Annotated in this window: 16 protein-coding genes and 1 pseudogene; 10 read left to right on the top strand and 7 right to left on the bottom strand. The window is 69.6% G+C overall.

The window, feature by feature from the left end; translation table 11 throughout:
• Window positions 1-44 precede the first annotated feature (44 nt).
• The 4 genes and pseudogenes from ACWDEX_RS25370 to ACWDEX_RS25355 all read left to right on the top strand — a co-directional run bounded on the left by ACWDEX_RS25370 (window position 45) and on the right by ACWDEX_RS25355 (window position 2,609).
• Window positions 45-1,646 (top strand): glycosyltransferase, encoded by a 1,602-nt coding sequence (locus ACWDEX_RS25370; protein WP_450466318.1) that lies wholly within the window; start codon window positions 45-47, stop codon window positions 1,644-1,646.
• Between the two features lie 5 nt (window positions 1,647-1,651).
• Window positions 1,652-2,068: pseudogene (locus ACWDEX_RS25365) on the top strand (ADP-ribosylglycohydrolase family protein); the annotation flags it as partial.
• Window positions 1,960-2,415, top strand: a complete 456-nt coding sequence (locus ACWDEX_RS25360) for a Scr1 family TA system antitoxin-like transcriptional regulator (RefSeq protein WP_450466316.1) — start codon at window positions 1,960-1,962, stop codon at window positions 2,413-2,415. The pseudogene ACWDEX_RS25365 and the gene ACWDEX_RS25360, both read left to right, overlap by 109 nt.
• Window positions 2,412-2,609 carry a DUF397 domain-containing protein gene (locus ACWDEX_RS25355; RefSeq protein ID WP_450466253.1) on the top strand — a complete coding sequence of 66 codons (198 nt, stop codon included), beginning with the start codon at window positions 2,412-2,414 and terminating at the stop codon, window positions 2,607-2,609. The genes ACWDEX_RS25360 and ACWDEX_RS25355 overlap by 4 nt, the downstream gene beginning before the upstream one ends.
• Window positions 2,610-2,787: 178 nt before the next feature.
• Here ACWDEX_RS25355 and ACWDEX_RS25350 read toward each other — a convergent pair whose 3' ends face one another.
• Complete coding sequence (locus ACWDEX_RS25350; RefSeq protein ID WP_450466251.1) at window positions 2,788-3,423, bottom strand: TetR/AcrR family transcriptional regulator; 636 nt, start codon at window positions 3,421-3,423, stop codon at window positions 2,788-2,790.
• Between the two features lie 249 nt (window positions 3,424-3,672).
• On the opposite strand from ACWDEX_RS25350, the gene ACWDEX_RS25345 reads away from it, so the two are divergent.
• The 4 genes from ACWDEX_RS25345 to ACWDEX_RS25330 all read left to right on the top strand — a co-directional run bounded on the left by ACWDEX_RS25345 (window position 3,673) and on the right by ACWDEX_RS25330 (window position 9,711).
• Window positions 3,673-4,587: an ABC transporter permease gene (locus ACWDEX_RS25345; protein WP_450466249.1), complete on the top strand. Its 915-nt coding sequence runs from the start codon at window positions 3,673-3,675 to the stop codon at window positions 4,585-4,587.
• Window positions 4,588-4,591: 4 nt separating this feature from the next.
• Window positions 4,592-5,485: an ABC transporter ATP-binding protein gene (locus ACWDEX_RS25340; protein ID WP_450466314.1), complete on the top strand. Its 894-nt coding sequence runs from the start codon at window positions 4,592-4,594 to the stop codon at window positions 5,483-5,485.
• A 154-nt stretch (window positions 5,486-5,639) separates the two neighbouring features.
• Window positions 5,640-7,898 carry a CDP-glycerol glycerophosphotransferase family protein gene (locus ACWDEX_RS25335; protein ID WP_450466248.1) on the top strand — a complete coding sequence of 753 codons (2,259 nt, stop codon included), beginning with the start codon at window positions 5,640-5,642 and terminating at the stop codon, window positions 7,896-7,898.
• A 151-nt stretch (window positions 7,899-8,049) separates the two neighbouring features.
• The gene (locus ACWDEX_RS25330) at window positions 8,050-9,711 is read left to right on the top strand and encodes a glycosyltransferase family 2 protein (RefSeq protein WP_450466246.1); all 1,662 of its coding nucleotides are present in this window, start codon (window positions 8,050-8,052) and stop codon (window positions 9,709-9,711) included.
• An 85-nt stretch (window positions 9,712-9,796) separates the two neighbouring features.
• On the opposite strand, the gene ACWDEX_RS25325 is transcribed toward ACWDEX_RS25330, so the two are convergent.
• The 3 genes from ACWDEX_RS25325 to ACWDEX_RS25315 form a co-directional block, all read right to left on the bottom strand.
• Window positions 9,797-11,221, bottom strand: a complete 1,425-nt coding sequence (locus tag ACWDEX_RS25325; RefSeq protein ID WP_450466313.1) for a hypothetical protein — start codon at window positions 11,219-11,221, stop codon at window positions 9,797-9,799.
• Window positions 11,222-11,373: 152 nt separating this feature from the next.
• Window positions 11,374-11,886, bottom strand: coding sequence for a GtrA family protein (locus ACWDEX_RS25320; protein WP_450466245.1), 513 nt, complete (start codon window positions 11,884-11,886; stop codon window positions 11,374-11,376).
• Window positions 11,887-12,090: 204 nt separating this feature from the next.
• Complete coding sequence (locus ACWDEX_RS25315) at window positions 12,091-17,025, bottom strand: NAD-glutamate dehydrogenase (RefSeq protein ID WP_450466243.1); 4,935 nt, start codon at window positions 17,023-17,025, stop codon at window positions 12,091-12,093.
• 567 nt (window positions 17,026-17,592) lie between these two features.
• On the opposite strand from ACWDEX_RS25315, the gene ACWDEX_RS25310 reads away from it, so the two are divergent.
• On the top strand, window positions 17,593-18,159 hold the full coding sequence (locus ACWDEX_RS25310; RefSeq protein ID WP_450466242.1) for a DJ-1/PfpI family protein: 567 nt from the start codon (window positions 17,593-17,595) through the stop codon (window positions 18,157-18,159).
• A 94-nt stretch (window positions 18,160-18,253) separates the two neighbouring features.
• Here the strand turns inward: ACWDEX_RS25310 and ACWDEX_RS25305 are convergent, their stop codons facing one another.
• Both ACWDEX_RS25305 and ACWDEX_RS25300 read right to left on the bottom strand, forming a co-directional pair.
• A complete protein-coding gene (locus ACWDEX_RS25305; RefSeq protein WP_450466240.1) occupies window positions 18,254-18,919 on the bottom strand; it encodes an HAD family hydrolase in 666 nt (221 codons plus the stop codon).
• Window positions 18,920-18,987: 68 nt separating this feature from the next.
• Window positions 18,988-19,503 (bottom strand): DUF6912 family protein, encoded by a 516-nt coding sequence (locus ACWDEX_RS25300; RefSeq protein ID WP_450466239.1) that lies wholly within the window; start codon window positions 19,501-19,503, stop codon window positions 18,988-18,990.
• A gap of 342 nt (window positions 19,504-19,845) precedes the next feature.
• Between ACWDEX_RS25300 and ACWDEX_RS25295 the strand changes: the two genes are divergently transcribed.
• Complete coding sequence (locus tag ACWDEX_RS25295; RefSeq protein WP_450466237.1) at window positions 19,846-20,529, top strand: Rv3235 family protein; 684 nt, start codon at window positions 19,846-19,848, stop codon at window positions 20,527-20,529.
• A gap of 141 nt (window positions 20,530-20,670) precedes the next feature.
• Here the strand turns inward: ACWDEX_RS25295 and secA are convergent, their stop codons facing one another.
• Entirely contained in the window at window positions 20,671-23,478 is a 2,808-nt protein-coding gene (secA, locus tag ACWDEX_RS25290) for a preprotein translocase subunit SecA (protein WP_450466234.1), read from the bottom strand.
• Window positions 23,479-23,581 lie beyond the last annotated feature (103 nt).

Here is a 23,581-nt window from a genome sequence, read left to right as displayed (position 1 = left end):
GAAAGAATTACCAAAGATCCCTAGGCTTTCGGCTCGTGGACTCGATGCACTCTCACGATGCCCAAGTCAGTGTCGTCACCATCGGATACGACGACGCCACTCATGTGACGGACGCGGTGCGTTCGGCTCTGGCCCAGGGCAGCGTGGTCCGCGAGGTGATCGCGGTCGACGACTGTTCGACGGACGGCAGCGCCGATCTGCTGGACGCCCTCGCGGCCGAGGACCCGCGGGTGAAGGTGGTGCGCAGAACCGCCAACAGCGGCGGCTGCGGCACCCCGCGCAACGACGGGATCGACGCGGCGACCGCGCCGTACCTGATGTTCCTGGACAGCGACGACGTGCTGCCGCCCGGCGCGGTGGACGCGCTCCTCACGGCCGCCGTGACACACGAAACCGAGCTCGCGGCGGGCCTGTGTGTGCGCCGCGAACTGCCCTCGGGCCGCGAGGTGCCCTGGCAGCCCGGCCTCTACGAGCGGCCCGCGGTGGTTTCCCACCCCTCCCAGCGCCCCCGTCTGGTGCACGACACGCTGTGCGTCAACAAGCTGTACCGGACGGACTTCCTGCGCGAGCACGGCATCCGTTTCCCCGAAGGCCGTTTCCCCTACGAGGACTTCGTGTTCAGCGCGCGCGTCCTGGCCACCGGACCGAGCATCGCCCTGGTCCCCGACACGGTCTACCTCTGGCACGTGCGCCGCTCGGCCGGGCGCCTGTCCATCTCGCTCGACCGCGCCGACATCGACAACTGGAAGGCGCGCACAACGGCGAGCCAACAGGCGTACGAGACGCTGCTGGGCGCCGGCGAGAAGCGGCTGGCGCGGGCCGCGCGCACCTCCTTCCTGGACCGCGGGCTGCGCATGTACGCGCGTGAGCTCCCGCTGCGCGAGGCGGAGTACCGCGACGCGTGGTGGAAACTCACGCGCGCGTACCTGGCGGACTTCGACGCAGCCGACTTCGCGCAGGCGTCCGCCTCGGGCCGGGTGATCGCAGAGGTGGTCCTCGCCGCCGAGCAGCCGCGGGACCTGCGCCGGCTCCGGGAGCTGGCGGCCCGTCCGGCGCGGCTGACTCCGCCGTACGCGAGCACGGCGGACGGCGTTCCACTCTGGTCCGCGGACCTGCCACAGGTCCGGCTGGAGCATCTGCTGCACCGCCCCATGCGGCACCTGCCGGTCGCCGTGGACGCCGAACTGCGACCGCGGCTGGGCACGACCCGGCTGCGGTTGCGCCTGCACGAGCTGTACGGGCGGGTGGAGAACGCGCGTCCGGCCAGGGTGGACGTGGAGTTCGTCCTCAGGGAGGACAGCACGCGGGTGGGCCTGGCCCGCACCGCCGCGTTCGACCGGGACACGGCCGGTGACGGCTGGACCGCCGAGATGCCCGTGGACCTCCAGGCGCTCGGCGCCGGCACCTGGGACCTGCGGCTGACGCTGCGCTTCGACGACGGCACCAGCCGCGGCACCGGGGCCCACGCCCTCTCCGGACCCGGCCTGCTGCGCCGCCACGCGGTGCCGAGCCTGCGGCACGGCGTCCTGCTGGTACAGCCGTACGCGACGCACTCCGGGGCACTGGCGCTGCGGCTGGCGCCGGGCGTACGAGGTGTGACGTCCGTGGTGGGCCGCAGGCTTCGACGCCTGCTTCGCCTGAAGTGACCGCCATGCGCACCCGTCGCGCCATCGCCACTGTCCTCGGCTCCGCCGTCGGCGACGCGCTGGGCGCGCCCTTCGAGTTCGGACCCGAGGGCACGTTCACGGCGCGCTTCCCTCGGCCGGGCCAGGGTGGTGAGATGTGCGGAGGCGGCGGCTGGGACCCGGGCGAGGCTACCGACGACACGCAGATGGCCGTACTCGTCGGAGAGTCGCTGCTGGAGTGCGGCCTCGAACTTCCAGACATGTTCGACCGGTTCCGGCGCTGGGCGGCGGCCGACCCCAAGGACATCGGACTGCAGACGGAGGCCGTCCTCACCTGCGGGGACCCCTGGGACCTCGCCGCGGCACTGCACTTCCAAGTGAACGGGAGAGCCGCGGGCAACGGCGCGTTGATGCGTGCCGCGACCTCGGCGATCTACTTCGCATCGTGATCGATGAGTTCGCCTTCCGCCGCCCGGCCACCCGGGCGAAGACATGGAGCGACCAGTTGCATCGCCTGGAAGCCGTCGCCATGCAGCCCAACGCCGTGATCCACGTGCTGCCGTTCTCCGTAGGAGCTCACCATCACATGACGGGGTCACTCACCTTGCTCTGGCAGAAGGACGGAAGCGCCGTTGCCTACAAGGAAGGCAACGGCTGCAGCGCCCTGGTCGAAGATCCGGACGATGTGCTCCGACTTCGACTGTCCTACGATCGGCTCCGAGACCTGGCGTTGTCCCCTGCGGACTCGCTCGCGTTCATCAGACGTGAACTGGAGGAGCAGCGACCATGACGCACACCCCCGACCTGAGCAACGCCCTGTGGCGCAAGTCGACTTACAGCGAAGGGGGAGCGAACGACTGCATCGAAGTCGCCGACGGCTGCCCCGGCTTCGTTCCCGTCCGCGACAGCAAGACCCCGCACGCGCACCGGCTCGTCTTCTCCGCCGCTTCCTGGACCGCGTTCGTGGAACGGCTCAAGGGCTGAGCAGGTCCACGCAGGGGGGCCGGGTGGTAGCCAGACGAGTGTGACAGTTTCGGCGAAAGTGTCACAGGTTCCATCCACCCCACCCGTGGCCGCCGACTCGAAGCCCGTCGCCGCGAAGACATCGAAGACCACCAAGACCGCGTAGCGCAACGTCACCGAGCCGAAGGCCGCGCGCCCCTCACAGCGCCCTGAGCGCCCCTGCCGACGCCCGCGCGAGCCCCTCCAGGTACCCCTCGGGAAGCTCCGAACCCCGCACCACCACCGCCCGCCAGTACAGCGGGCCCGAGATCAGGTCGAGGGCCAGGTCCCGGTCGGCGCCCTCGCGGATCTCGCCGCGCGCCACGGCCGCCGCCACGATGCCGCTCGCCACGCTCTGCTGACCCTCCCGCAGCGCCTTCTGCATGGCCTCGGCGATATCGGGGTTGCGGGCCGCCTCTGCCTGGAGGTCCGGGATGATCTGGCCGGCCACCGGGTGGCGCAGCGCGCGGGACGTCACCTCGTACAGGAGGCGCAGATCCCCCTCCAGGGAGCCGGTGTCGGGAGCCGGCAGCCCCTGGACCGCCACCGCCGAGACCAGGTCGAGGACCAGGTGCAGCTTGGAGCGCCACCGGCGGTACACCGCCGTCTTGCCCACGCCCGCCCGGCGCGCGATGCCCTCGATGGACATCCGGGCGTAGCCGACGGCCGCGAGTTCCGCGAAGACGGCCTCGCGAATGGCCTCCGTCACCTCTTCGCGGAGCACGGCCGCACCGGCGGGCGTGCGGCGCCGTTTCACCTGGGGGGCGTCGGCATTCGTCGTCATGCGGACCAGCATAGGCCGGGACGACGGAACGGTTGCGTTGCGACGTCGGAGCGGCTTACGCTCACGTCACGACGATACGGTCCCGTTCCGACGTAAAGAGCAGTCCCTCAAACCCCCAAGAGCAGTAAAAGACCGCTAGAGCAGGGCAAGACAACGGCAAGAAACGTGAGAAACGCCGGGAGGCGGTACCGGCGGGGGGCATCGCGACGGAAGACTGCGGACCGGTCTGCGCACCCGACCCCCTCAGCGAAAGCAGCGGATGTGAGCCAGGTACTCGACACACCGCCCCCCGCGGCCGGCGCGGCGACCGACACCCCGGCGCAGCTCGCCGCCCGGTACGGCCTCTCGGTCAGCGGCGCACGACCCTCCCTGCCCGAATACGTCGGCCAGCTCTGGGCGCGCCGCCACTTCATCACGGCCTTCGCCACCGCCAAGCTCACCGCTCAGTACAGCCAGGCGAAGCTCGGCCAGGTCTGGCAGGTCATGACGCCGCTGCTGAACGCGGCGGTCTACTACTTCATCTTCGGCGTGCTACTGGGCACCAAACGGGGCATTTCGGACTTCGTCCCGTTCCTGGTCACGGGCGTCTTCGTGTGGACGTTCACCCAGAGTTCGATCATGGCGGGCACCCGCGCGATCTCCGGCAACCTGGGACTCGTCCGAGCCCTGCACTTCCCGCGCGCCGCGCTGCCCATCTCCTTCGCGTTGCAGCAGCTCCAGCAGTTGCTGTTCTCGATGGCCGCCCTGGTCGTGATTCTGCTCGGCTTCGGGGTCCCGATCAGCATCTCCTGGGTACTCGCGGTTCCGGTACTGATCCTGCAGTTCGTGTTCAACGCCGGCGTCTCGATGATCGTGGCCCGGATCGGCGCCAAGACACCGGACATCGCACAGCTGATGCCGTTCCTCCTGCGCACCTGGATGTACGTGTCGGGCGTCATGTGGAGCATCGACCGGACGCTCGGGGACAACCGGCTGCCGCACACCGTGACGGTCCTCCTGGGCGCCAACCCGGCCGCCGTCTACATCGATCTGATGCGCTTCGCGCTGATCGACAGCTTCCACGCCCGTCAGCTTCCCCACCATGTGTGGGCGTACGCGACGGGCTGGGCCCTGCTCGCCGGCATCGGCGGCTTCATCTACTTCTGGAAGGCTGAGGAGAGGTACGGCCGTGGCTGACCCCATGAACGACGCACCGAACGACGAGCACGTCCCCACCGTCATCTGCGAGGGCGTCGACATCGTCTACCGGGTCAACGGCACCGGCGCCGGCCGCGGCTCCGCCACCGCCGCGCTCAACCGCATCCTGCGCCGCAAACAGGCGGAGAAGGCGGCGGGGATGCGCCGGGTGCACGCCGTCAGGAACGTCTCCTTCACCGCGTACAAGGGCGAGGCCATCGGTCTGATCGGCACGAACGGTTCCGGCAAGTCGACGCTGCTCAAGGCCATCGCGGGGCTGCTGCCCGTCGAGAACGGCAGGATCTACACGGGCGGCCAGCCTTCCCTCCTCGGCGTGAACGCGGCCCTGATGAACGACCTGACGGGCGAGCGCAACGTCCACCTCGGCGGCCTCGCCATGGGCATGTCCCGGGAACAGGTCAAGGAGCGCTACCAGGACATCGTCGACTTCTCCGGCATCAACGAGAAGGGTGACTTCATCACGCTCCCCATGCGGACGTACTCCTCCGGCATGGCCGCCCGCCTGCGCTTCTCCATCGCTGCCGCCAAGGACCACGACGTGCTCCTCATCGACGAGGCCCTCGCCACCGGCGACCGTTCCTTCCAGAAGCGCTCCGAGGACCGCATCCGCGAACTGCGCCGGCACGCGGGCACGGTCTTCCTGGTCAGCCACAACAACAAGTCGATCCGCGACACCTGCGACCGGGTGCTGTGGCTGGAGCGCGGCGTGCTGCGCATGGACGGTCCGACGGAAGACGTCCTCGCGGAGTACGAGGCGTTCACCGGCGGGGGCGACAAGCCGAAGGGCGCGAGCACCCCCAAGCCGTCGAAACCGTCGAAACCGTCGAAACCAGTGCAGGAGCAACCCGAAGCCGGGAAAGTACCTCTTCTCTCCTGAAGCACGGAATCACTCGAACGCGTTGTTTTTCACCGTGTTGTCACCCACCGTGTAGTTGTCACCCTGCCGCTTTCCCCCGCGTTGTCGTCCACCGCGTAGCTGGCCACCACCAGCAGCAGTGCCGCCGTGGGCGTCAGAAGAACAAGGAGGCCAAGTGCAACCAGGGCTGAGCGTCGTCGTCCACGGACCCGATCCCCAAGGCCACCTGGGCGAACTGCTCGACACCCTCGCCGCCGACCCGTTCACCGAGGCCGAGGTCGTCGTCGCGACCGTCGGCGACTGGGCCCGGCGGCAGGCGGAGCGGCGCGCGGCCCAGGATCCCCGGATGGTGGTGCTGCCGCTACCGGAGGGCACCAGCGACGGCGCGGCGCGGGCAGCGGGCGCATCCCGGGCCACCGGCCGCTGGCTGCACTTCGTGCAGGCCAAGGACGGACTACCGGCGGGCACCCTGCGCACGGTGGCCGACCGCACCGCGGAACTCGGGGACTCGGTGGACGTGCTGGTCGTCAACCACGCCCGCTCCACCTGGCAGGCGACCGGCGCACCCAGCGCGGAGGGCCGGACCCTGGCCCGCGCAGGCCGCCGCGCCGTCCCGCTCGCCGACTTCCCCCAGCTTCTGCGGCTCACCCCGGTGCTGGGCAACCGCGTGGTACGCGCGGACTTCTGGCGCGCCCACCAGGCCTCCCTCGACGCCTCCCGGGAGTTCACGGGCCCCGAGGGCGAGGACTTCTCCGACGACGAGACGTACACCGCTCTCGCCGTGCTCCTGTGCGCCGACGCGATCGCCTGTCTGGATCACGTGGCCTACGAGATACGGGAGTTGCGGGAGCAGAGCCTGCCGCCGGTGCCCGTCGCGCGGCGGTACGCGCTCATCGAGTGGTACGAGCGGCTGCACCAACTCCTTGCGGAACGGGGCGCGCCCAAGGGACCGCGAGCGGTCCTGTACGACGTCATGGTCCGCGAACTGCTCCGCACCTTCGCCCGCAGCGGGATGCCGGAGGAAGCGGCGCGGGAGTTCTTCGCCCGCGCGTCCCGGGCCGCCGTGCGCTGGCAGCCTGAGAACCATCGGCGCCCGGTCGGCTTCGAGGGCATCCGCCGCTCGCTCCTGGAGGAGAACGCGTACACCAAGTACCGCGCCTTCCAGGCCGCGAACCAGAAGCGACGCGAGGTGAGGTCGGCGGTCGTGACGGGCAGACGCAAGGTGAACGCGAAACTGCGCGAACACCGCTACCGGCGCGCCCTGAACGAGCCCGTCGACCCCCGGCTGGCGGTGTTCTCCGCGTACTGGGGCCGTGGTGTGGCCTGCAATCCGGCCGCGATCGCCGCGAAGCTCGCCGAACTCGCCCCGCACATCCACCCGGTGTGGGTGGTCTCCCAGCAGGAGGCGGCGCTGCTGCCGCCCGGCACGGACCACATCGTGCCCGGCACCCGTCGCTACTGGGACGTGATGGCCCGGGCCAAGTACCTGGTCAACAACGTCAACTTCCCCAACGCGGTGGTCAAGCGCCCGGACGCGATCCACCTCCAGACCCACCATGGAACCCCGCTCAAGCGCATGGGCCTGGACCAGTTGGAGTTCCCGACCGCCTCCAGAGGCCTCGACTTCGACGCCCTGTTGGCCCGCATAGACAAGTGGGACTACAGCATCTCGGCGAACAGCCACTCCACCCGAATGTGGGAGCGGGCGTACCCCTCGCGCTACACGCCGCTGGACCACGGCTATCCACGCAACGACATCTTCTACTCGGCGACCGCCGAGCAGATCCGTGCGATCCGCGACCGTCTGGGCATAGCCCCGGGCCGCCGGGCCATCCTGTACGCGCCCACGCACCGCGACTACGAGGCGGGCTGGACCCCGCGCCTGGACCTGGCGTCGCTGGCCGACCGGCTCGGCGAGGACACGGTCCTGCTGGTCCGCGGCCACTACTTCTACGGTGGCGCGACCTCTCCGCTGAGCGGCCTGCGCCGCTCGGGCCGGGTGATCGACGTGTCGTCGTACGACCCGGTGGAGGAGCTCTCCCTGGCGGCGGACGCCCTGGTCACGGACTACTCGTCCATCATGTTCGACTACGCCAACCTGAACCGCCCGATCGTGATCTACGCCGACGACTGGGACACGTACGCGAAGACCCGCGGTGTCTACTTCGACCTGATGGCCGAGGCGCCGGGCCAGGTCGCGCGCACCCAGGAGGAGCTGGCGGCCGTCTTCGAGACGGACGCATGGCGCGACGAGGCCGCGAGGAAGGCGCTCGCCGCGTTCCGGCGCCGCTTCTGCGAGTTCGACGACGGGCGGGCGGCGGAGCGGGTGGTGCGCCGCGTGTTCCTGGGCGAGAGCGAGGAGTCGCTCCCCCCGGTCGTCCCCGTGGACGAACGCAGCCCGGCCCCGACGCCCGAGGAGGCGACGGCACGCTGACCGTGTCGCGCCATGATCACGATGCATCAACTGCCTTGTGAACCGGGCTTGTCGCTGAAATGGTGGAGCCATTTCGCTGCTGCGCGGCTCCGTTCCGGGGATGCGTTTCCTCCCCCCTTCAGGACGGGGGTTTCCACGCAAGGAGTTTCCGATGACCACGACCACGAGCCCCGATGTGACGATCACTGTCATCGTGTACAACGACGCGGAGCGCCTGCCGCGCGCCGTGGCCTCGCTGCTGCGGCAGACGCACACGAACATCGAGGTGATCATCAGCGACGACCACTCGACGGACGACACCCCGTCGGTGGCCCGGAGACTGGCCGCTTCGGACCCGCGCGTGCGCAGCCTGCGCCTGCCGGAGAACAGCGGCGGCTGCAGCGCCCCACGCAACCGGGCGCTGGAGATCGCGCGGGCGCCCTATCTGATGTTCCTGGACAGCGACGACGAACTTCCACCGAACGCCGTCGAGTTGTTGCTGGCCGCACACCGTGAACGTGACATCGACTTCGCCATGGGGGCGGTGGAGCGGATCCGGGTCGACACGGGCCGCCGCTCCATCTGGATGCCGCACCTGGTCGCCGAGCGGCGCACGGTCGAGAGCATCGAGTCGGAGCCGGGCCTGCTCTTCGAGCACCTGTCGACGAGCAAGATGTACCGGCGGGAGTTCCTGGACCGGCACGCGCTGCGCTTCCCCGAGGGGATCCACTACGAGGACCAGCTTTTCTCAGCGCAGGCGTACTGTCTGGCACGTTCCTTCACGGTCGTTCCGGAACCGGTGTACCGGTGGTACATAGCGCCGTTCGTGGCCGCGGAGTCGGCGTCGATCTCCAACCAGCGGCACAAGCTCACGAACGTCCGTGACCGCATCCACGTGCAGAAACTTATAGACGAGTTCCTGACCGACAGCGGCCACGAAGGGCTCCGGCCGGACAAGGACTTCAAGTTCCTCCAGCACGACTTCCGCATGTACGCGGGTGATCTGCCCTACCGCGACGAGGAATGGCTGGCCGGTTTCGCCGACCTGGTCACGCCGTACCTGGAGACGCTGGCCCCGGACGCGTTCGCGCGGCTGTCGCGCATGGAACGAGTGGTGATCCAGCTCGTACGCGAACGACGGCTGGCGGAGGCCCGGGCGGCAGCGCGGGGGCTGGGGCAGGAGGTGGCTCCCCGCGAGACGGTGACGGACCCGTCGGGCGTGACGTACTGGGGCACACGGATTCCGTCCTCGGCCTGGGCTCGCCGCGAACTGGACGTCACCGACCTGGAGTTGGAGCAACGCCCCTTCCCGAGCGCGCGGTTCCGTCACGAGATCACGTCCGTTGCACCGGGCCCGGGGGCCTGCGTCGACCTCTCCGTCCGCACCTACGACCCGGGCCTGCGCCTGCCCGTGGGTCCGCAACGGGCGAGCGTCGTGGTCAAGCCCGGTCGGCGCCGCCTGGTGACGGCCTTCCGCCTCGACCCGGTCCGTCCCGGGGTCTTCGAGGGCCGGGTCAGGATGGACCTGGCGGCGGCACGGCTGCCCGTGCACGGCTTCGACGGCATCCGTCACCCGGTGCTGGAGCTGAACCACCAGGGCCTGACCAATTCGGGTGTCCTGCTGGCCCCCCTGACCTTCCCGACCCGCACGGCGACCCAGGTGGGCACACTGCCCCACCGGGTGACGGTGGAACCGGAGGGCCGGATACCGGGCCGTCTCCAGATCCGCTGGCGCCCGGTGGGCGTCACCGCCCGGGTGCACCCGATGGTCCGCAAGGTGGCGGGCCCGCGGATACGCCAGGCGGCCCGCCTGGTCCGCAGCGCCCTGCGCTGACCCGGGACCCGCGCTCCGCCCCCACCGACAGCCCGAACCGAGGTCAAGGGGGCGGAGCCCCCGCGGAGGGCCACGGGGCACCCCCTCAGCGCATCACCTCGTACAACACCTGCCCCGTCGGCCCCGAAGCCACCCGCCGCAACGCCCGGTCCCCGGCCGGCAACCCGCCGTCCGACGGCCACTGCACCACCCACCGCACCCCGTACGCCCGCAGTACGCCAACACGCGCATCCCGCGACGCACCTGCCGCGAAGTACGTCCGCACCGCCGTCTCCCGCTTCGCCGCGTCGGGCAGGAAGAAGTCCGGGTACCCGGGCGCCACGGTGTACGCCCCGTACGCCGGAATCTGCCGCGCGGTCATTGTCCTGGCCATCACCACGTCCCCGTAGCGCACCCACGGCGTGATCCAGTGGTAGCCCGCCCACGGCTCCCGGTACTTCGCCGTGATCGCCCCGGGCAACGCGCTTCGCCCCACCACATACCCGACGGTCCCGGCCTGCGCCCATACCCCCACGGCCAGCGCCCCGGTCAGCAGCACGGCCCCCGCGTTCCGCAGTAGCCCGCGCCCCGCCCCGGCCACCTCCACGGCCACCGCGACCTGCGCCGGGATCAGCGCCGCCGGCAGCGCCCGCCCCCACGAGTAGTGCCCGGTCAGCCCGCCGACCGCGAACACCAGCGCCCCGAGCAGGAAGAACACCACCAGGGGATCCCGACGGTCGCGCCACCCCCGTACGCCGAGCGCCACCACACCGGCCAGCACAAGCCAGAACCGTGCGAGCAGATCCCGGTACAGCGAACGGTGGATCGCCTCGAGGCCTCCCGCGCGCAACAGCGCGAAGAAGTCGTAGTACGGCCACAGCGCGAGCACGACCACCCCGAGTACGAGCCCGGCCCCGAGCCGCGGCCAGACTCGCCACCCGGCCCGCGTTCCGACCAGGGTCGCCAGCGCGCCCAGCGTCGCCACCACTCCGGTGAACTGATGGCTGAGCAGGACCACCGCCCACAATGCGCCGAGCCCCAGGAAGACAGCCCATCCGGACCACCCGGCGACGGGCCCGCGCTTCAGCGCACGCGCCAGCAGCGCCCAGAAGTGGAAGGACAGCCCCAGCGCGAACACGCTCGGATAGGCCACCGTCAGCGCCAGCGAGTCGAGCGCGATGAAGCCGCTCCAGTCGAAGACCTGCGTGCCCCACAGGAACACCACGCACAGCAGGGCCAGCGGGGGCGCGAGGCGGTGGGCGCTCAGCGTCCGCACGTACCGCCACACGCCCGTCACCAGCAGCGTCAGGCTGATCAGCGCACCGATGCGGAGCACGACCCAGACGGACAGCCCGGTGACACGGGCGACGACGCCGAGGAAGACGGTCCACGGCGAGTAGTACGGGCTCGAGGTGTTCTCGTCGACCAGCGGATTGCCGGGATCGAGCAGCCGATGCCGCAGCCGTTCCACGGTCGCCGCGTGCATCCCCAGGTCACCGATCCACGGCAGCCGGAGGATGACGAGCAGCATCAGCACGAGGAGCAGCACCACCGCCGCCCACAGCGTGAGGCCGGATATCCCGCGCGGCGTCCCGGCGCCCACGAGCGACGCTCCGGGTCCTTCGGGCCGGCTTCCGGCGCCTCCGGCCCGTGGTATCCCGCCACCCCCTTCCGTCGAGATGCTCATCGTGCGCCGGCGCCCTGTTTCGCCCGGTGGTGGAACACCCACGTCCGGTACACCAGGAAGCGGAACACCGACGCCAGCACGATCGACAGCGCCTTGGCCACGTTGGAGCCGACCGGCCCGTTCATGCCCAGGCTCTGGTAGCAGAGGTAGAACAGCACGCTCTCCATCACCACGCCCACACCGCTGAACAAGAAGAACAGGGCGATCTGCTGCCGGGTGCGCGAGGCCCGGTCCCGGTAGGCGAAGAAGCGGAAGCCGAGGTAGTTGCTGCCCATCGCGATGACGCTGGCGAGCACAGTCGCCGTCATCGGCGCCCAGTCCAGGACACGCAACAGGGAGTTGAAGACGAGGAAGTTCACCGCGACACCGCTGCCGCCGACGACCCCGAACTTGACCACCTCGACCGCGATCCGCCGGACCCGTCCGAATGCCGGGGCGGGAACGGGGACGACGGTCTCGACGGCCGGGCGAGCAACCCTGGGCCGCCTCTCGGAGAGGTTCACACTCACGCGTACGGGTCCTCCACACTCGTCTGACGATCACGCCGAATCGATTGACCGAATGTCCCGTTTAACAGGAAAAGGTAAATTCAGTGCCAGAATTCCGCGAGATGTTGACAAGAAAGCCCGCTGGGGCGAGCGGGCTGGAGGCAAAGCGCGGATACGACGGCGGGGCGCCCCACAGTGATCGGGCGCCCCGCCGTCGTAGCGGGTCTAGCCGTGCGTCCGCAGCAGCGTCCGCATCGTACGCATCGCGACCGACAGGTTCGCGAGGTCGAAGGAGTCCGAACTCGAGATCTCGTCCAGGGTGGCGCGCGCCCGGGTCAGGATCGCCGCGTTCTTCTCCTCCCAGGCCTTGAAGCGCTGCTCCGGGGTGGAGGCACCGTTGCCCACGGACAGGATCTCGGCCGTCAGACCCGCGTGGGCCGCGAAGAGGTCCTCGCGGATGGCCGCGCGGGCCATGGACTGCCAGCGGTCGATCCGCGGCAGTTCGATGATGCGGTCCAGGAGCTGGGTGATCCGCAGCCGGTCGGCGAGGTCGTAGTAGAGCTCGGCGACGGCCATCGGGTCCTTGCCCATGCGGTCGGCCACCGACACGATGTCGAGCGCGGGGAAGGCGGAGGAGAACCCGGCCACCCGCGTGGCGAGTTCGTCCGGGACGCCGGCGCCCGTCATCTCGTCGTAGACCTGCTGCCACCACTCCAGGTCCACGCCGCGCAGCAGCTTGGGCAGCTCGCCCCAGACCTGCTCGACGCGGTCCTTGAAGAACTCGATCGTCGCGGACAGCTCCAGCGGCTGCGGCCGGTTGTTGAGCAGCCAGCGCGTGCCGCGCTCCACCAGACGGCGCGAGTGCAGACGGATACGGGTCTGGACGTCGGCGTCGACCTCGTTGTCGAGTGCCTCGACCGCGTCCCACACCTCGCTGGAGTGGAAGATCGCGCGGGACGCCGTCTGCGCCCTGACGATCTCCTCCAGCGACGCGCCCGTCTCCTCGCGCATACGGTGCAGGAAGCTGGTACCGCCCGTGTTGACCGTGTCGTTGACCAGCAGGGTCGTCACGATCTCCCGGCGCAGCGCGTGCTGGTCGATCTGGTCGAGGAACTTCTTGCGCAGCGCCGTCGGGAAGTACTCGTGCAGCAGGGTGCGCAGGTACGGGTCGTCGGGCAGCGACGTCTCCAGCAGCTCCCTGGAGACCGTGATCTTCGTGTATGCCAGCAGGACGGCCGTCTCAGGACCGGTCAGGCCCTGTCCGGTGCTCAGCCGCTCGCGGATCTGCCGGTCGGTGGGCAGGAACTCCAGCGCCCGGTCGAGGTGGCCCTCGCGCACCAGGTGACGGATGAAGCGCTGTTGCGCGTTCATCATGTCCTTGGACTGGAACAGGGCGTTGGCGATCGCCGTGTTCTGCGCGTAGTTGTTGCGCAGCACCAGGGTGCCGACCTCGTCGGTCATCTGGGCGAGCAGCTTGTTGCGCTGCTTGACGGTCAGATCGCCGTTCGCCACGACCGCGTTGAGCAGGATCTTGATGTTCACCTCGTGGTCGGAGGTGTCCACACCGGCGCTGTTGTCGATCGCGTCGGTGTTGATCTTGCCGCCGTGCTGGGCGCACTCGATCCGGCCGAGCTGGGTCAGGCCCAGGTTGCCGCCCTCGCCGACGACCTTGACCCGCAGATCCCGGCCGTCGACGCGGATGGCGTCGTTGGCCTTGTCGCCGACGTCCGCGTTCGACTCCGCCGACGACTTGACGTACGTGCCGATACCGCCGTTCCACAGCAGGTCGACGGGCGCCTTGAGGATCGCCTTCATCAGGTCGGCCGGGGTCATCTTGGTGACGCCACGCTCGAGGCCGAGAGCCTCGCGGATGTGCGCGTTGACCGGGACCGACTTGGCGGTACGGGGGAACACACCGCCGCCCGCCGACAGCAGCTCGGTGTTGTAGTCGGCCCACGAGGAGCGCGGCAGCTCGAACAGGCGGCGGCGCTCGGCGTACGAGGTCGCCGCGTCCGGGTTCGGGTCGATGAAGATGTGCCGGTGGTCGAAGGCCGCGACCAGGCGGATGTGCTCGGACAGCAGCATGCCGTTGCCGAACACGTCACCGGACATGTCACCGATGCCGACCACGGTGAAGTCCTCGGCCTGGGTGTTCACGCCCAGCTCCCGGAAGTGCCGCTTGACGGACTCCCAGGCACCGCGGGCGGTGATGCCCATCCCCTTGTGGTCGTAGCCGGCCGAGCCGCCCGAGGCGAAGGCGTCGCCCAGCCAGAAGTTGTACTCCCCGGCGACCTCGTTGGCGATGTCCGAGAACGTCGCCGTGCCCTTGTCCGCGGCGACGACGAGGTAGGTGTCGTCCGAGTCGTGCCGGACCACGCCCGCCGGCGGCACGACCTCGCCGGCCACCATGTTGTCGGTGATGTCGAGCAGCGCCGAGATGAACGTCTTGTAGCTGCGCACGCCCTCCGCGAGCCATGCGTCGCGGTCCACGGCCGGGTCCGGCAGCTGCTTGGCGACGAACCCGCCCTTTGCGCCCACCGGCACGATGACGGTGTTCTTCACCATCTGCGCCTTGACCAGGCCGAGGATCTCGGTACGGAAGTCCTCACGCCGGTCGGACCAGCGCAGACCGCCGCGCGCGACCTTGCCGAAGCGCAGGTGCACGCCCTCGACACGCGGCGAGTACACCCAGATCTCGTACGCCGGACGCGGCGCCGGAAGATCCGGGATGGCCTGCGGGTCGAACTTCATGGAGACGTAGTCGTGCCACCTGCCGTCCCGCGACTCCTGGAAGAAGTTGGTGCGCAGGGTCGCCTTGATGACGGTGAGGAACGAGCGCAGGATCCGGTCCTCGTCGAGCGAGGCGACCTGGTCGAGGGCGGCGTCCAGCTCTTCCAGCAGGGCGTCGGTCAGTTCGAGACCGGCCCGCTGCCGCTCCGGCGACATCCGCGCCTCGAAGAGCGAGACCAGCAGCCGGGTGGTGTGGACGTTGTTACGGAGGGTGTCCTCCATGTAGTCCTGGCTGAAGGTCGAATTGGCCTGGCGCAGGTACTTGGCGTACGCCCGCAGCACCATCGCCTGCCGCCAGGTGAGCCCGGCGCTCAGCACGAGGGAGTTGAAGCCGTCGTTCTCGGCCTGACCGGTCCAGGTGGCGGCGAAGGCGTCCTGGAACCGCTCACGGGCGTCGTCGCCGAGGTCGCCGTTGCCGGTCAGGGACTTGGGCAGGCGCAGACCGAAGTCGTAGATCCACGCGGTCGTGCGGTCCGAGCAGCGCAGCTCGTACGGGCGCTCGTCGACGACCTCGACACCGAGCCGGTTGAGCACGGGCAGGACGGCGGAGAGCGAGACGGCCTCGCCCTTGCGGTAGATCTTGAAGCGGCGCTCGTCGGGGCCGACGCCCACGGGCTCGTACAGGCTGAGGGCGAAGTTCTTGCCCTCCTCGCCGGTGAGCTGGTCCAGGTGAACGAGGTCGGCGACCGCGGCACGCGGCGTGTGGTCGGCCTTGTAACCCTCCGGGAAGGCGGCCGCGTAGCGGCGCAGCAGCTCGGCGGCGCGCTCCTCGCCGAGTTCGGCGTTCAGCGCCTCGGAGAAGGAATCGGCCCAGGAACGGGCGGCCTCGACGAGTCGCGCCTCGATGCGCTCCCTGTCGGTGTCGGAAAGCTGCGGCAGCTCGGTGCCCTGCGGGACGCGGACCACGAAGTGCAGCCGGGAGAGGATCGACTCGGTGTTCCAGGCCGTGAAGTCGACGCTGATGCCGCCGAGCTCCTCCTTCAGGATGTCGATGATCCGCAGCCGGACGCCGGTGGTGTAGCGGTCGCGCGGCAGGTAGACGAGGGCCGAGTAGTAGCGCCCGTACTCGTCCTGACGCAGGTAGAGCCGCAGACGGCGGCGTTCCTGCAGGTAGAGGACGGAGGTGGAGATGGAGCGCAGCTCGTCGGCCGGCGTCTGGAACAGCTCGTCGCGGGGGTAGGTCTCCAGGATCTGGAGCAGGTCGCGGCCGTCGTGGCTGTTGGGCGAGAACCCGGCGCCCTTGAGGACCTCGGCGACCTTGCGCCGGACGACCGGCACACGGCGCACGGACTCGGTGTAGGCCGCGGACGAGAACAGGCCGAGGAAACGGCGCTCGCCGATGACGTTGCCCTGCTCGTCGAACTTCTTCACGCCGACGTAGTCGAGGTACGAGGGCCGGTGCACGGTCGCGCGGCTGTTGGCCTTGGTGAGGATCAGCAGCTTGTGCTCACGGGCCTTGGCGCGGGCGTCGGCCGGCAGCCGCTCGAAGGAGGGGCTCACCGGGTGGCTGTCCTCACCGGCGTGTTGCGGGTCGGAGCGCAGTATGCCCAGTCCGGTGCCGGGCAAGGCGGCCAGCGAGTCGTCGTCACGCAGGTGGTACTCGCGGTAGCCGAGGAAGGTGAAGTGGTCGGCGGCCAGCCAGCGCAGCAGCTCGCGGGCCTCCTCGACCTCCGCCTTGGGCAGGTCGCCGGGGACGGACTCCTCGGGGAGCCCCTCGGCGACGCTCAGCGCCGCCTCCCGCATCTTCTCCCAGTCCTCGACGGCCTCGCGGACGTCGGACAGGACACGCAGCAGATCGGCGGTGATCTGCTTCAGGTCGGCCCGGTCGGTCTCGCGGTCGATCTCGACGTGGATCCACGACTCGACGTGCGCGTCGTGCGGCAGGTCGCTGCCCGACGCGTCGGGCAGCACCTCGAGGAGCTTGCCGGTCACGTCACGGCGGACGACGAACAGAGGATGGACGACGACGTGGATACCGCGTCCCTGCCGGGACAGCTCGTTCGTCACGGAGTCGACCAGGAACGGCATGTCGTCGGTGACGACCTCGACGACGGAGTGACTGCAGGTCCAGCCGTTCTCCTCGACCGTCGGAGTGTGGACCCGCACGTTGGCCGTGCCCTGCGGGCGCGTCTCGGCCAGTCTGTAGTGCGAGAACGCGGCGCCGAACACGTCCACCGGGTCGCGACCGGCCAGGTCTTCCGGGGAGGTGTGCAGGTAGTAGCGCTGGAGGAACGCGAGCACGGTGTCCCGGTCGGGGGTGCCCTCGCCCGTCGTCCCAGTCGGTAGGTGCCCCCCGACCGGGCTGTTCTCAGCTACCCGGGCAGCCCTTTCGAGCAGCTCGGCCTTGGCTTCGTCCAGCTTGGTCTGCATTGTCCTCTGGCTCCTGTCGCGCGCCGTTGCGTGACGTAGAAGGAAATACGGGATCTTCTCCGACGTAACGCCGAGACGCGGGGTGTCCGGTCTGATCCGACGTTATGCCGCATGGAGAGATGGGTGAGGGGTTATCGGCCATTTCCGGCATCCTCGGCGGCTGTGACATTGCTCTCGGCGCATGGTGCGCCTCCCGCGTCCCCGGCGCCCCGGTCGCCCTGTCGGGCGCCTGCGGCACCCTTCCCGACCGGCCCCGTCTGTGAAGATCAGCGACCGCCGCCCGGTCACGGATGTCGTCCGTGCTCACCGGGCGCAGGGCAGGGACGGCAGCGTCCCCGCGACGTATCGCGCTGATCACGCCACAAGGCTATCGCTCTCGACGGGGGAAACGTCATGAGCCGTATGTGTACAAAACAGGGGGTCGAAATTTGACGTTCTGCACAGGGGCGAAGGGGGCAATGCCGTGTACAAGCGGCGGTCCCCGTGGGGAAACCCCGCCGCAAAGACGCGTCACCGGGGGAAGAATCCCACCGGAGTGTCCGCACGACCGAGGGGAGCTCGGCGAACATGACGCAGAAGATCCTGATCGTCACCGGCGACGCCGCGGAATCACTGGAGGTCCTGTACCCCTACCAGCGACTGCGTGAGGAGGGTTACGACGTGGACATCGCGGCCCCCACCCGCAAGAAACTCCACTTTGTCGTCCACGATTTCGAACCCGGCTTCGACACCTACACCGAGAAACCCGGCTACACCTGGCCCGCCGACCTCGCCTTCTCCGAAGTCGACCCCGGAGAGTACGTCGCCCTTGTGATTCCTGGCGGGCGCGCACCGGAGTACCTGCGCAACGATCCCGAACTCCGCAAGATCCTCAAGTCGTTCTTCGACACGGACAAGCCGGTCGCCCAGATCTGCCACGGCCCCTTGCTCACCGCCGCGGTCGACGCTCTGCGCGGACGGCACGTCACCGCCTATCCGGCCCTTGAGCTGGACATGCAGGCGGCCGGTGCGGCATTCCAGGACGCCGAGGCGGTGGTCGACGGCGCCCTCGTCTCGTCCCGCGCCTGGCCGGACCACCCCCGCTGGATGCGCGAGTTCCTGACGGTCCTGCGAGCGAAGGCGCCGGTGACCTGAGCCGGCGCCGGTCACGGTGCGGTGCCCATGGGGCCTGTCCGAACGCCGCGGCGCAGGCGGGCAACTCCGGACAGGGCCAGGACGCCGCACCAGTTCACTCCGCCAGCCGCTCGGCCTCGTCGACCGCCTCCTCCAATGTGTCGACCACCGGTACGCCGACCTTCTCGAGGCTGGCGCGGCTGTGGGAACCGCCGGTGTAGAGCACCGCGCGCGCCCCGACGTGCCGGGCGGCGACCGCGTCGTCCGCGGCGTCCCCGATCACCACCGTGCGCGTCGGTTCGACGCCGCGCAGTGCCTGTATGTGCCGCACCATGTGTTCGGCCTTGCTGCCGCCGGAGGGGCCGGTCCTGCCCTCCACCCGCAGGAAGTGCGTCTCGATCCCGAATCCCCTGACCAGCGGGACGAGATCGTCATGCCCGTACATGCTGAGGAGCGACTGGCTGCGGCCCGCCGACCGCCATCCCGCGAGGAGCTCCGCCGCGCCCTCGGTGAGCCCGCAGCCGAGCCGGTGCCGGGCGTAGTACCGGTGGAAGGTCTCGTCCATGATCGTCCACTCGGCGTCCGTCGGCATTCGTCCCATCAGCCGCTCGTAGAACCTCGGCACCGGTACGCAGTACAGCGCCCGGTACCGCTCCAGAGTGATCGGCTCCAGGCCCAGCTCGGCGAATGCGGCGTTCGTCGCCCCGATGATCGCGTCATTGTCGTGGAACAGCGTCCCGTTCCAGTCCCAGACGATGTGCGCGCTTCCGTACGTCCCCATGGCGCAAAAAGTACCCGGGCCCACCGACATCCACCCCGCGCGGGCACCGGACGCCGGTGAACGCCCGGTCAGTCCCCGAGACCCAGCAGGTTCGGAATCTCCTGCGTCGCGAACCACAGCAGCTCGTGGTCCTCGGCGCCGTCCACGACGAACTGCGCGTCGTCGTCCCCGCGGTCCGCGGCCTGCAGCGCCTGGGCCGCCGCGGTCACGTCCGACTCCGCGTCGGCCGCGTCGACGTGCACCGCGGCCGCCTTCGCCAGCGGCACGGCCCCGGCCACCCGCACCTCACCGAGCGCCGCCGGGTCGAGGCCGCGGTCGGGGTCGGACGCCGCCGCCCCGTCCGGTACGTCGACCGCGACGACGACCCGCCGCCGCGGCGCACCCGGATCCCCCGCCAGCAGCCGCAGGGAGGCCAGCGCGGCCCGGTTCAGCGCCGCGTACTCCAGTTCCTCGATGTCGTCGGAGAGGTACCACTCGCGCAGCGCGGGTGTGACGGCGTAGGCGGCGACGGGCCCCGCCCCCAGCTCGCCTGTCTTGTACGCCTCGGCGAGACCGGAGAGGGTCAGGGGGACGTAGACGCGCATGACGAGCCGCTTTCGTAGTGGGTAGGGGCGGCCGGACCGCCCGTGACAGTCCCCGCGGAGATCGTTCCCCGCCTCCTGCGAGTCACCCCAGGATACGTGCGGGTGTCCCCTTTCGGGTCCCCGTAACACCTACCCACGGCGTCAATCGGGGTGCCCGCCAATCACCCGGTCCGCCCCAGCCGTCGCAAGGGTTTCAGCCCCGCCCTCCACCCTTACGAGTGAACCCTCCGGCCGCTCCGGCACGCGCCTGGCTTCCTTGCGGGCAAGGTCCCCCACCCCGTACAAGGTCCCCACCAAGAAGTTACCGGCCGGTATCAACCGGCATCGCGAACGGGGATCCCCATGCACAAGGTGATGACGAGGAACAGAGCGATGACGAGGAACGAGCGCCCTGGCACCCGCCCACCGGTCCGCCACGACACCCGCCGCCCGGGCAGCACGCCCCGCCGGACGACACCGGGCCGGAGCACGTCCCGGGTGCTGCCCGGCCAGGGCGCGGCTCCCACAGGGACGGGAAACAACCCCTCCCGTGCGACCGAGAGCGCGCCCTCGTCACGCACGCCGGCCGTCACGGGCGGACCGGCTGCGCCGACCGCTCCCGACGCGCCGCACGCCCGGGCCGTCGCGAGCGGGACGCGCCCAGCCGCTGCGGCGGCCGTCAGCGCGCCGCCCAGACCCGCCCCGCACGTCCGCCCCACCGATGTCTTCGCCGACCGTCTCCTGTCCGTGCTGAGCGGGCAGCGGCCGGTCCACAGCATGCTCCGCCACACGGTCGGCCGGGCCTACGACGAGTTGGCCTGGCTCGCCCTGCGCGGCCCGCTGCGCACTCGCGGCACCCGTCCGGTCGTCCGGGACATCGGCTACTTCGTCCCGCGCCCCGGCGCCATCGAGGCCTTCGCCCGCATCGGCGCCGGCGACCAGTTGCGCGCGATGGCGTTCCGCCTGGAGTGCGGACCGGACCATCGCTGGCGCTGCGCGGCGGTGGAACTGGGCGGCCCGCGCATGCCGCACACGGACGACGACTGACGTAGACGGCACGAGACGCGAACGACACGTGGGGCCGGGCACCCAGAGGTGCCCGGCCCCACACACAACCGTGTCAACGCCATGCGGCGGATACGCCCGCCGCCCCGGCGAAGGCCGACCGCTCCGCCGCCGGACGCTTCGTCACTTCTTGCGGCGCCGCCCGCCCTTCGCCTGCTTGCGGCGCTCCGCGCGCGTGAGGCCGTCCGCCTCCGAGCGCACCGGTTCGTCGCTGGTGAGGTCGCCCTCGACGATGCCGCCCTCGCCGTCCACGGTCGGCGCGGAGAAGTGCAGTCGGTCGCGCCGCTGCGGGGCGTCGAGCCCCTTGGCACGGATCTCCGGGCGGGCCGCCTGCGCGGCCACCGCCTCCTCCTTCTCCAGGCTCGGCGTCGCGTCCTCGACAGGGACCTCCTCGACCTGCTGCTCGACCTGGACCTCCAGGTTGAACAGATAGCCGACGGACTCCTCCTTGATGCCCTCCATCATCGCGGTGAACATGTCGAAGCCCTCGCGCTGATACTCGACCAGCGGGTCCTTCTGCGCCATCGCGCGCAGGCCGATGCCCTCCTGGAGGTAGTCCATCTCATAGAGGTGCTCGCGCCACTTGCGGTCCAGGACCGACAGCACGACCCGGCGCTCCAGCTCGCGCATGATCTCGGAGCCGAGCTGCTCCTCACGCTGCCGGTACTGCTCGAGGATGTCGTCCTTGATGGACTCGGTGATGAACTCGGCAGTCAGCCCGGCCCGATCACCGGCGGCTTCCTCCAGCTCCTCGATGGTGACCTTCACCGGGTAGAGCTGCTTGAAGGCACCCCACAGCCGGTCCAGGTCCCACTCTTCGGCGAAGCCCTCGGCGCTCTCGGCGGCCACGTACGCGTCGATCGTGTCGTTCATGAAGTGCTCGATCTGCTCCTGCAGATCCTCGCCCTCCAGGACACGGCGCCGCTCACCGTAGATGACCTCGCGCTGCCGGTTGAGGACCTCGTCGTACTTGAGGACGTTCTTCCGGGTCTCGAAGTTCTGCGTCTCGACCTGCGACTGGGCGGACGCGATCGCGCGCGTGACCATCTTGTTCTCGATCGGCACGTCGTCCGGGACGTTCGCCATCGACATCACGCGCTCGACCATCTGAGCCTTGAACAGGCGCATCAGGTCGTCGCCCAGCGACAGGTAGAAGCGGGACTCGCCGGGGTCGCCCTGACGGCCGGAGCGACCGCGCAGCTGGTTGTCGATACGGCGCGACTCGTGCCGCTCGGTGCCCAGGACGTAGAGGCCGCCCAGCTCCTCGACCTCCTCCTTCTCGGCCTTGACCGCCTGCTCCGCCTTCGTCAGAGCGGCGGGCAGCGCCGCGGCCCACTCCTCGATGTGCTCCTCGGGGTCGAGTCCACGCTGTCGCAGCTCGGCCTCGGCGAGGTCCTCGGGGTTGCCGCCGAGCTTGATGTCCGTACCACGGCCGGCCATGTTCGTGGCCACCGTGACGGCGCCCTTGCGGCCGGCCTGGGCGACGATCACGGCCTCGCGGTCGTGCTGCTTGGCGTTCAGCACCTCGTGCTGGATGCCGCGCTTGCTCAGCTGCTGGGACAGGTACTCGGACTTCTCGACCGACGTGGTGCCGACGAGGATCGGCTGGCCCTTCTCGTGCTTCTCGGCGATGTCGTCGACGACCGCCTCGAACTTCGCGACCTCGGTGCGGTAGATCAGGTCCGACTGGTCCTTGCGGACCATCGGCTTGTTGGTCGGGATCGGGACCACACCGAGCTTGTAGATCTGGTGGAACTCGGCGGCCTCGGTCATCGCCGTACCGGTCATGCCGGAAAGTTTGTTGTAGAGGCGGAAGAAGTTCTGCAGGGTGATCGTCGCGAGCGTCTGGTTCTCGTCCTTGATGTCCACCCCTTCCTTCGCCTCGATCGCCTGGTGCATGCCCTCGTTGTAGCGGCGGCCGGCGAGGATACGGCCGGTGTGCTCGTCAACGATCATGACCTCGCCGTCGATGACGACGTAGTCCTTGTCCTTCTTGAAGAGTTCCTTGGCCTTGATGGCGTTGTTCAGGTAACCCACCAGCGGGGTGTTCACCGACTCGTACAGGTTGTCGATGCCCAGCCAGTCCTCGACCTTGGCGACCCCGGACTCGTGGATGGCGACCGTGCGCTTCTTCTCGTCGACCTCGTAGTCGCCGGTCTCCTCGATGCCCTTGAGGGTGTTGCCCGCCTCGCCCTTCTTCAGCCGCGTGACCAGCTTGGAGAAGTCGCCGTACCACTTGGTGGCCTGGTCGGCCGGGCCGGAGATGATCAGCGGCGTACGGGCCTCGTCGACGAGGATGGAGTCGACCTCGTCGACGACGGCGAAGTTGTGGCCACGCTGGACCAGTTCGTCCTGCGACCACGCCATGTTGTCGCGCAGGTAGTCGAAGCCGAACTCGTTGTTCGTGCCGTAGGTGATGTCGCAGGCGTACTGCTCACGGCGCTGAGCCGGGGTCATGTTGGCGAGGATGCAGCCGACGGACAGGCCCAGGAACTTGTGGACGCGGCCCATCATCTCGGAGTCGCGCTCGGCCAGGTAGTCGTTGACCGTGACGATGTGGACGCCGTCACCGGACAAGGCGTTCAGATACGCGGGCAGGGTGCCGACGAGCGTCTTGCCCTCACCGGTCTTCATCTCGGCGACATAACCGAGATGAAGCGCGGCCCCGCCCATCAGCTGCACGTCGTAGTGCCGCTGGCCGAGGACACGCTTTGCGGCCTCGCGCACGGTGGCGAAGGCCTCGGGCAGCAGGTCGTCGAGGCTCTCGCCGTCGGCGTACCGCTGCTTGTACTCGTCGGTGAGGGCCCGCAGCTCGGCGTCGGAGAGGCTGATGAAGTCCTCTTCGATGGAGTTGACCTGGTCCGCGATGCGGTGCAGCTTGCGCAGGATCTTGCCTTCGCCTGCACGCATGATCTTCGAGAGGACGGACACGGGGGTTTGTCTCCTTGCCGGTCGGGCCTGGGACGGTCGGTTGCATATGAGGGATCGAGCAACGGCCATCGTAAGCGAGGACCCCACCACGCCGGGAGGTCTG

The sequence above is a fragment of the Streptomyces sp. NPDC001020 genome (assembly GCF_053599115.1).
This window is presented reverse-complemented; position numbering and strand designations above follow the sequence as displayed.

Bases quoted from the DNA above. Each gene is read 5' to 3' on its own strand.
- ACWDEX_RS25370 (WP_450466318.1), top strand. From the start codon at position 45: ATGCACTCTCACGATGCCCAAGTCAGTGTCGTCACCATCGGATACGAC.
- ACWDEX_RS25355 (WP_450466253.1), top strand. From the start codon at position 2,412: ATGACGCACACCCCCGACCTGAGCAACGCCCTGTGGCGCAAGTCGACT.
- ACWDEX_RS25350 (WP_450466251.1), bottom strand. From the start codon at position 3,423: ATGCTGGTCCGCATGACGACGAATGCCGACGCCCCCCAGGTGAAACGG.
- ACWDEX_RS25340 (WP_450466314.1), top strand. From the start codon at position 4,592: ATGAACGACGCACCGAACGACGAGCACGTCCCCACCGTCATCTGCGAG.
- ACWDEX_RS25330 (WP_450466246.1), top strand. From the start codon at position 8,050: ATGACCACGACCACGAGCCCCGATGTGACGATCACTGTCATCGTGTAC.
- ACWDEX_RS25325 (WP_450466313.1), bottom strand. From the start codon at position 11,221: ATGCTGCTCGTCATCCTCCGGCTGCCGTGGATCGGTGACCTGGGGATG.
- ACWDEX_RS25315 (WP_450466243.1), bottom strand. From the start codon at position 17,025: ATGCAGACCAAGCTGGACGAAGCCAAGGCCGAGCTGCTCGAAAGGGCT.
- ACWDEX_RS25310 (WP_450466242.1), top strand. From the start codon at position 17,593: ATGACGCAGAAGATCCTGATCGTCACCGGCGACGCCGCGGAATCACTG.
- ACWDEX_RS25305 (WP_450466240.1), bottom strand. From the start codon at position 18,919: ATGGGGACGTACGGAAGCGCGCACATCGTCTGGGACTGGAACGGGACG.
- ACWDEX_RS25300 (WP_450466239.1), bottom strand. From the start codon at position 19,503: ATGCGCGTCTACGTCCCCCTGACCCTCTCCGGTCTCGCCGAGGCGTAC.
- ACWDEX_RS25295 (WP_450466237.1), top strand. From the start codon at position 19,846: ATGCACAAGGTGATGACGAGGAACAGAGCGATGACGAGGAACGAGCGC.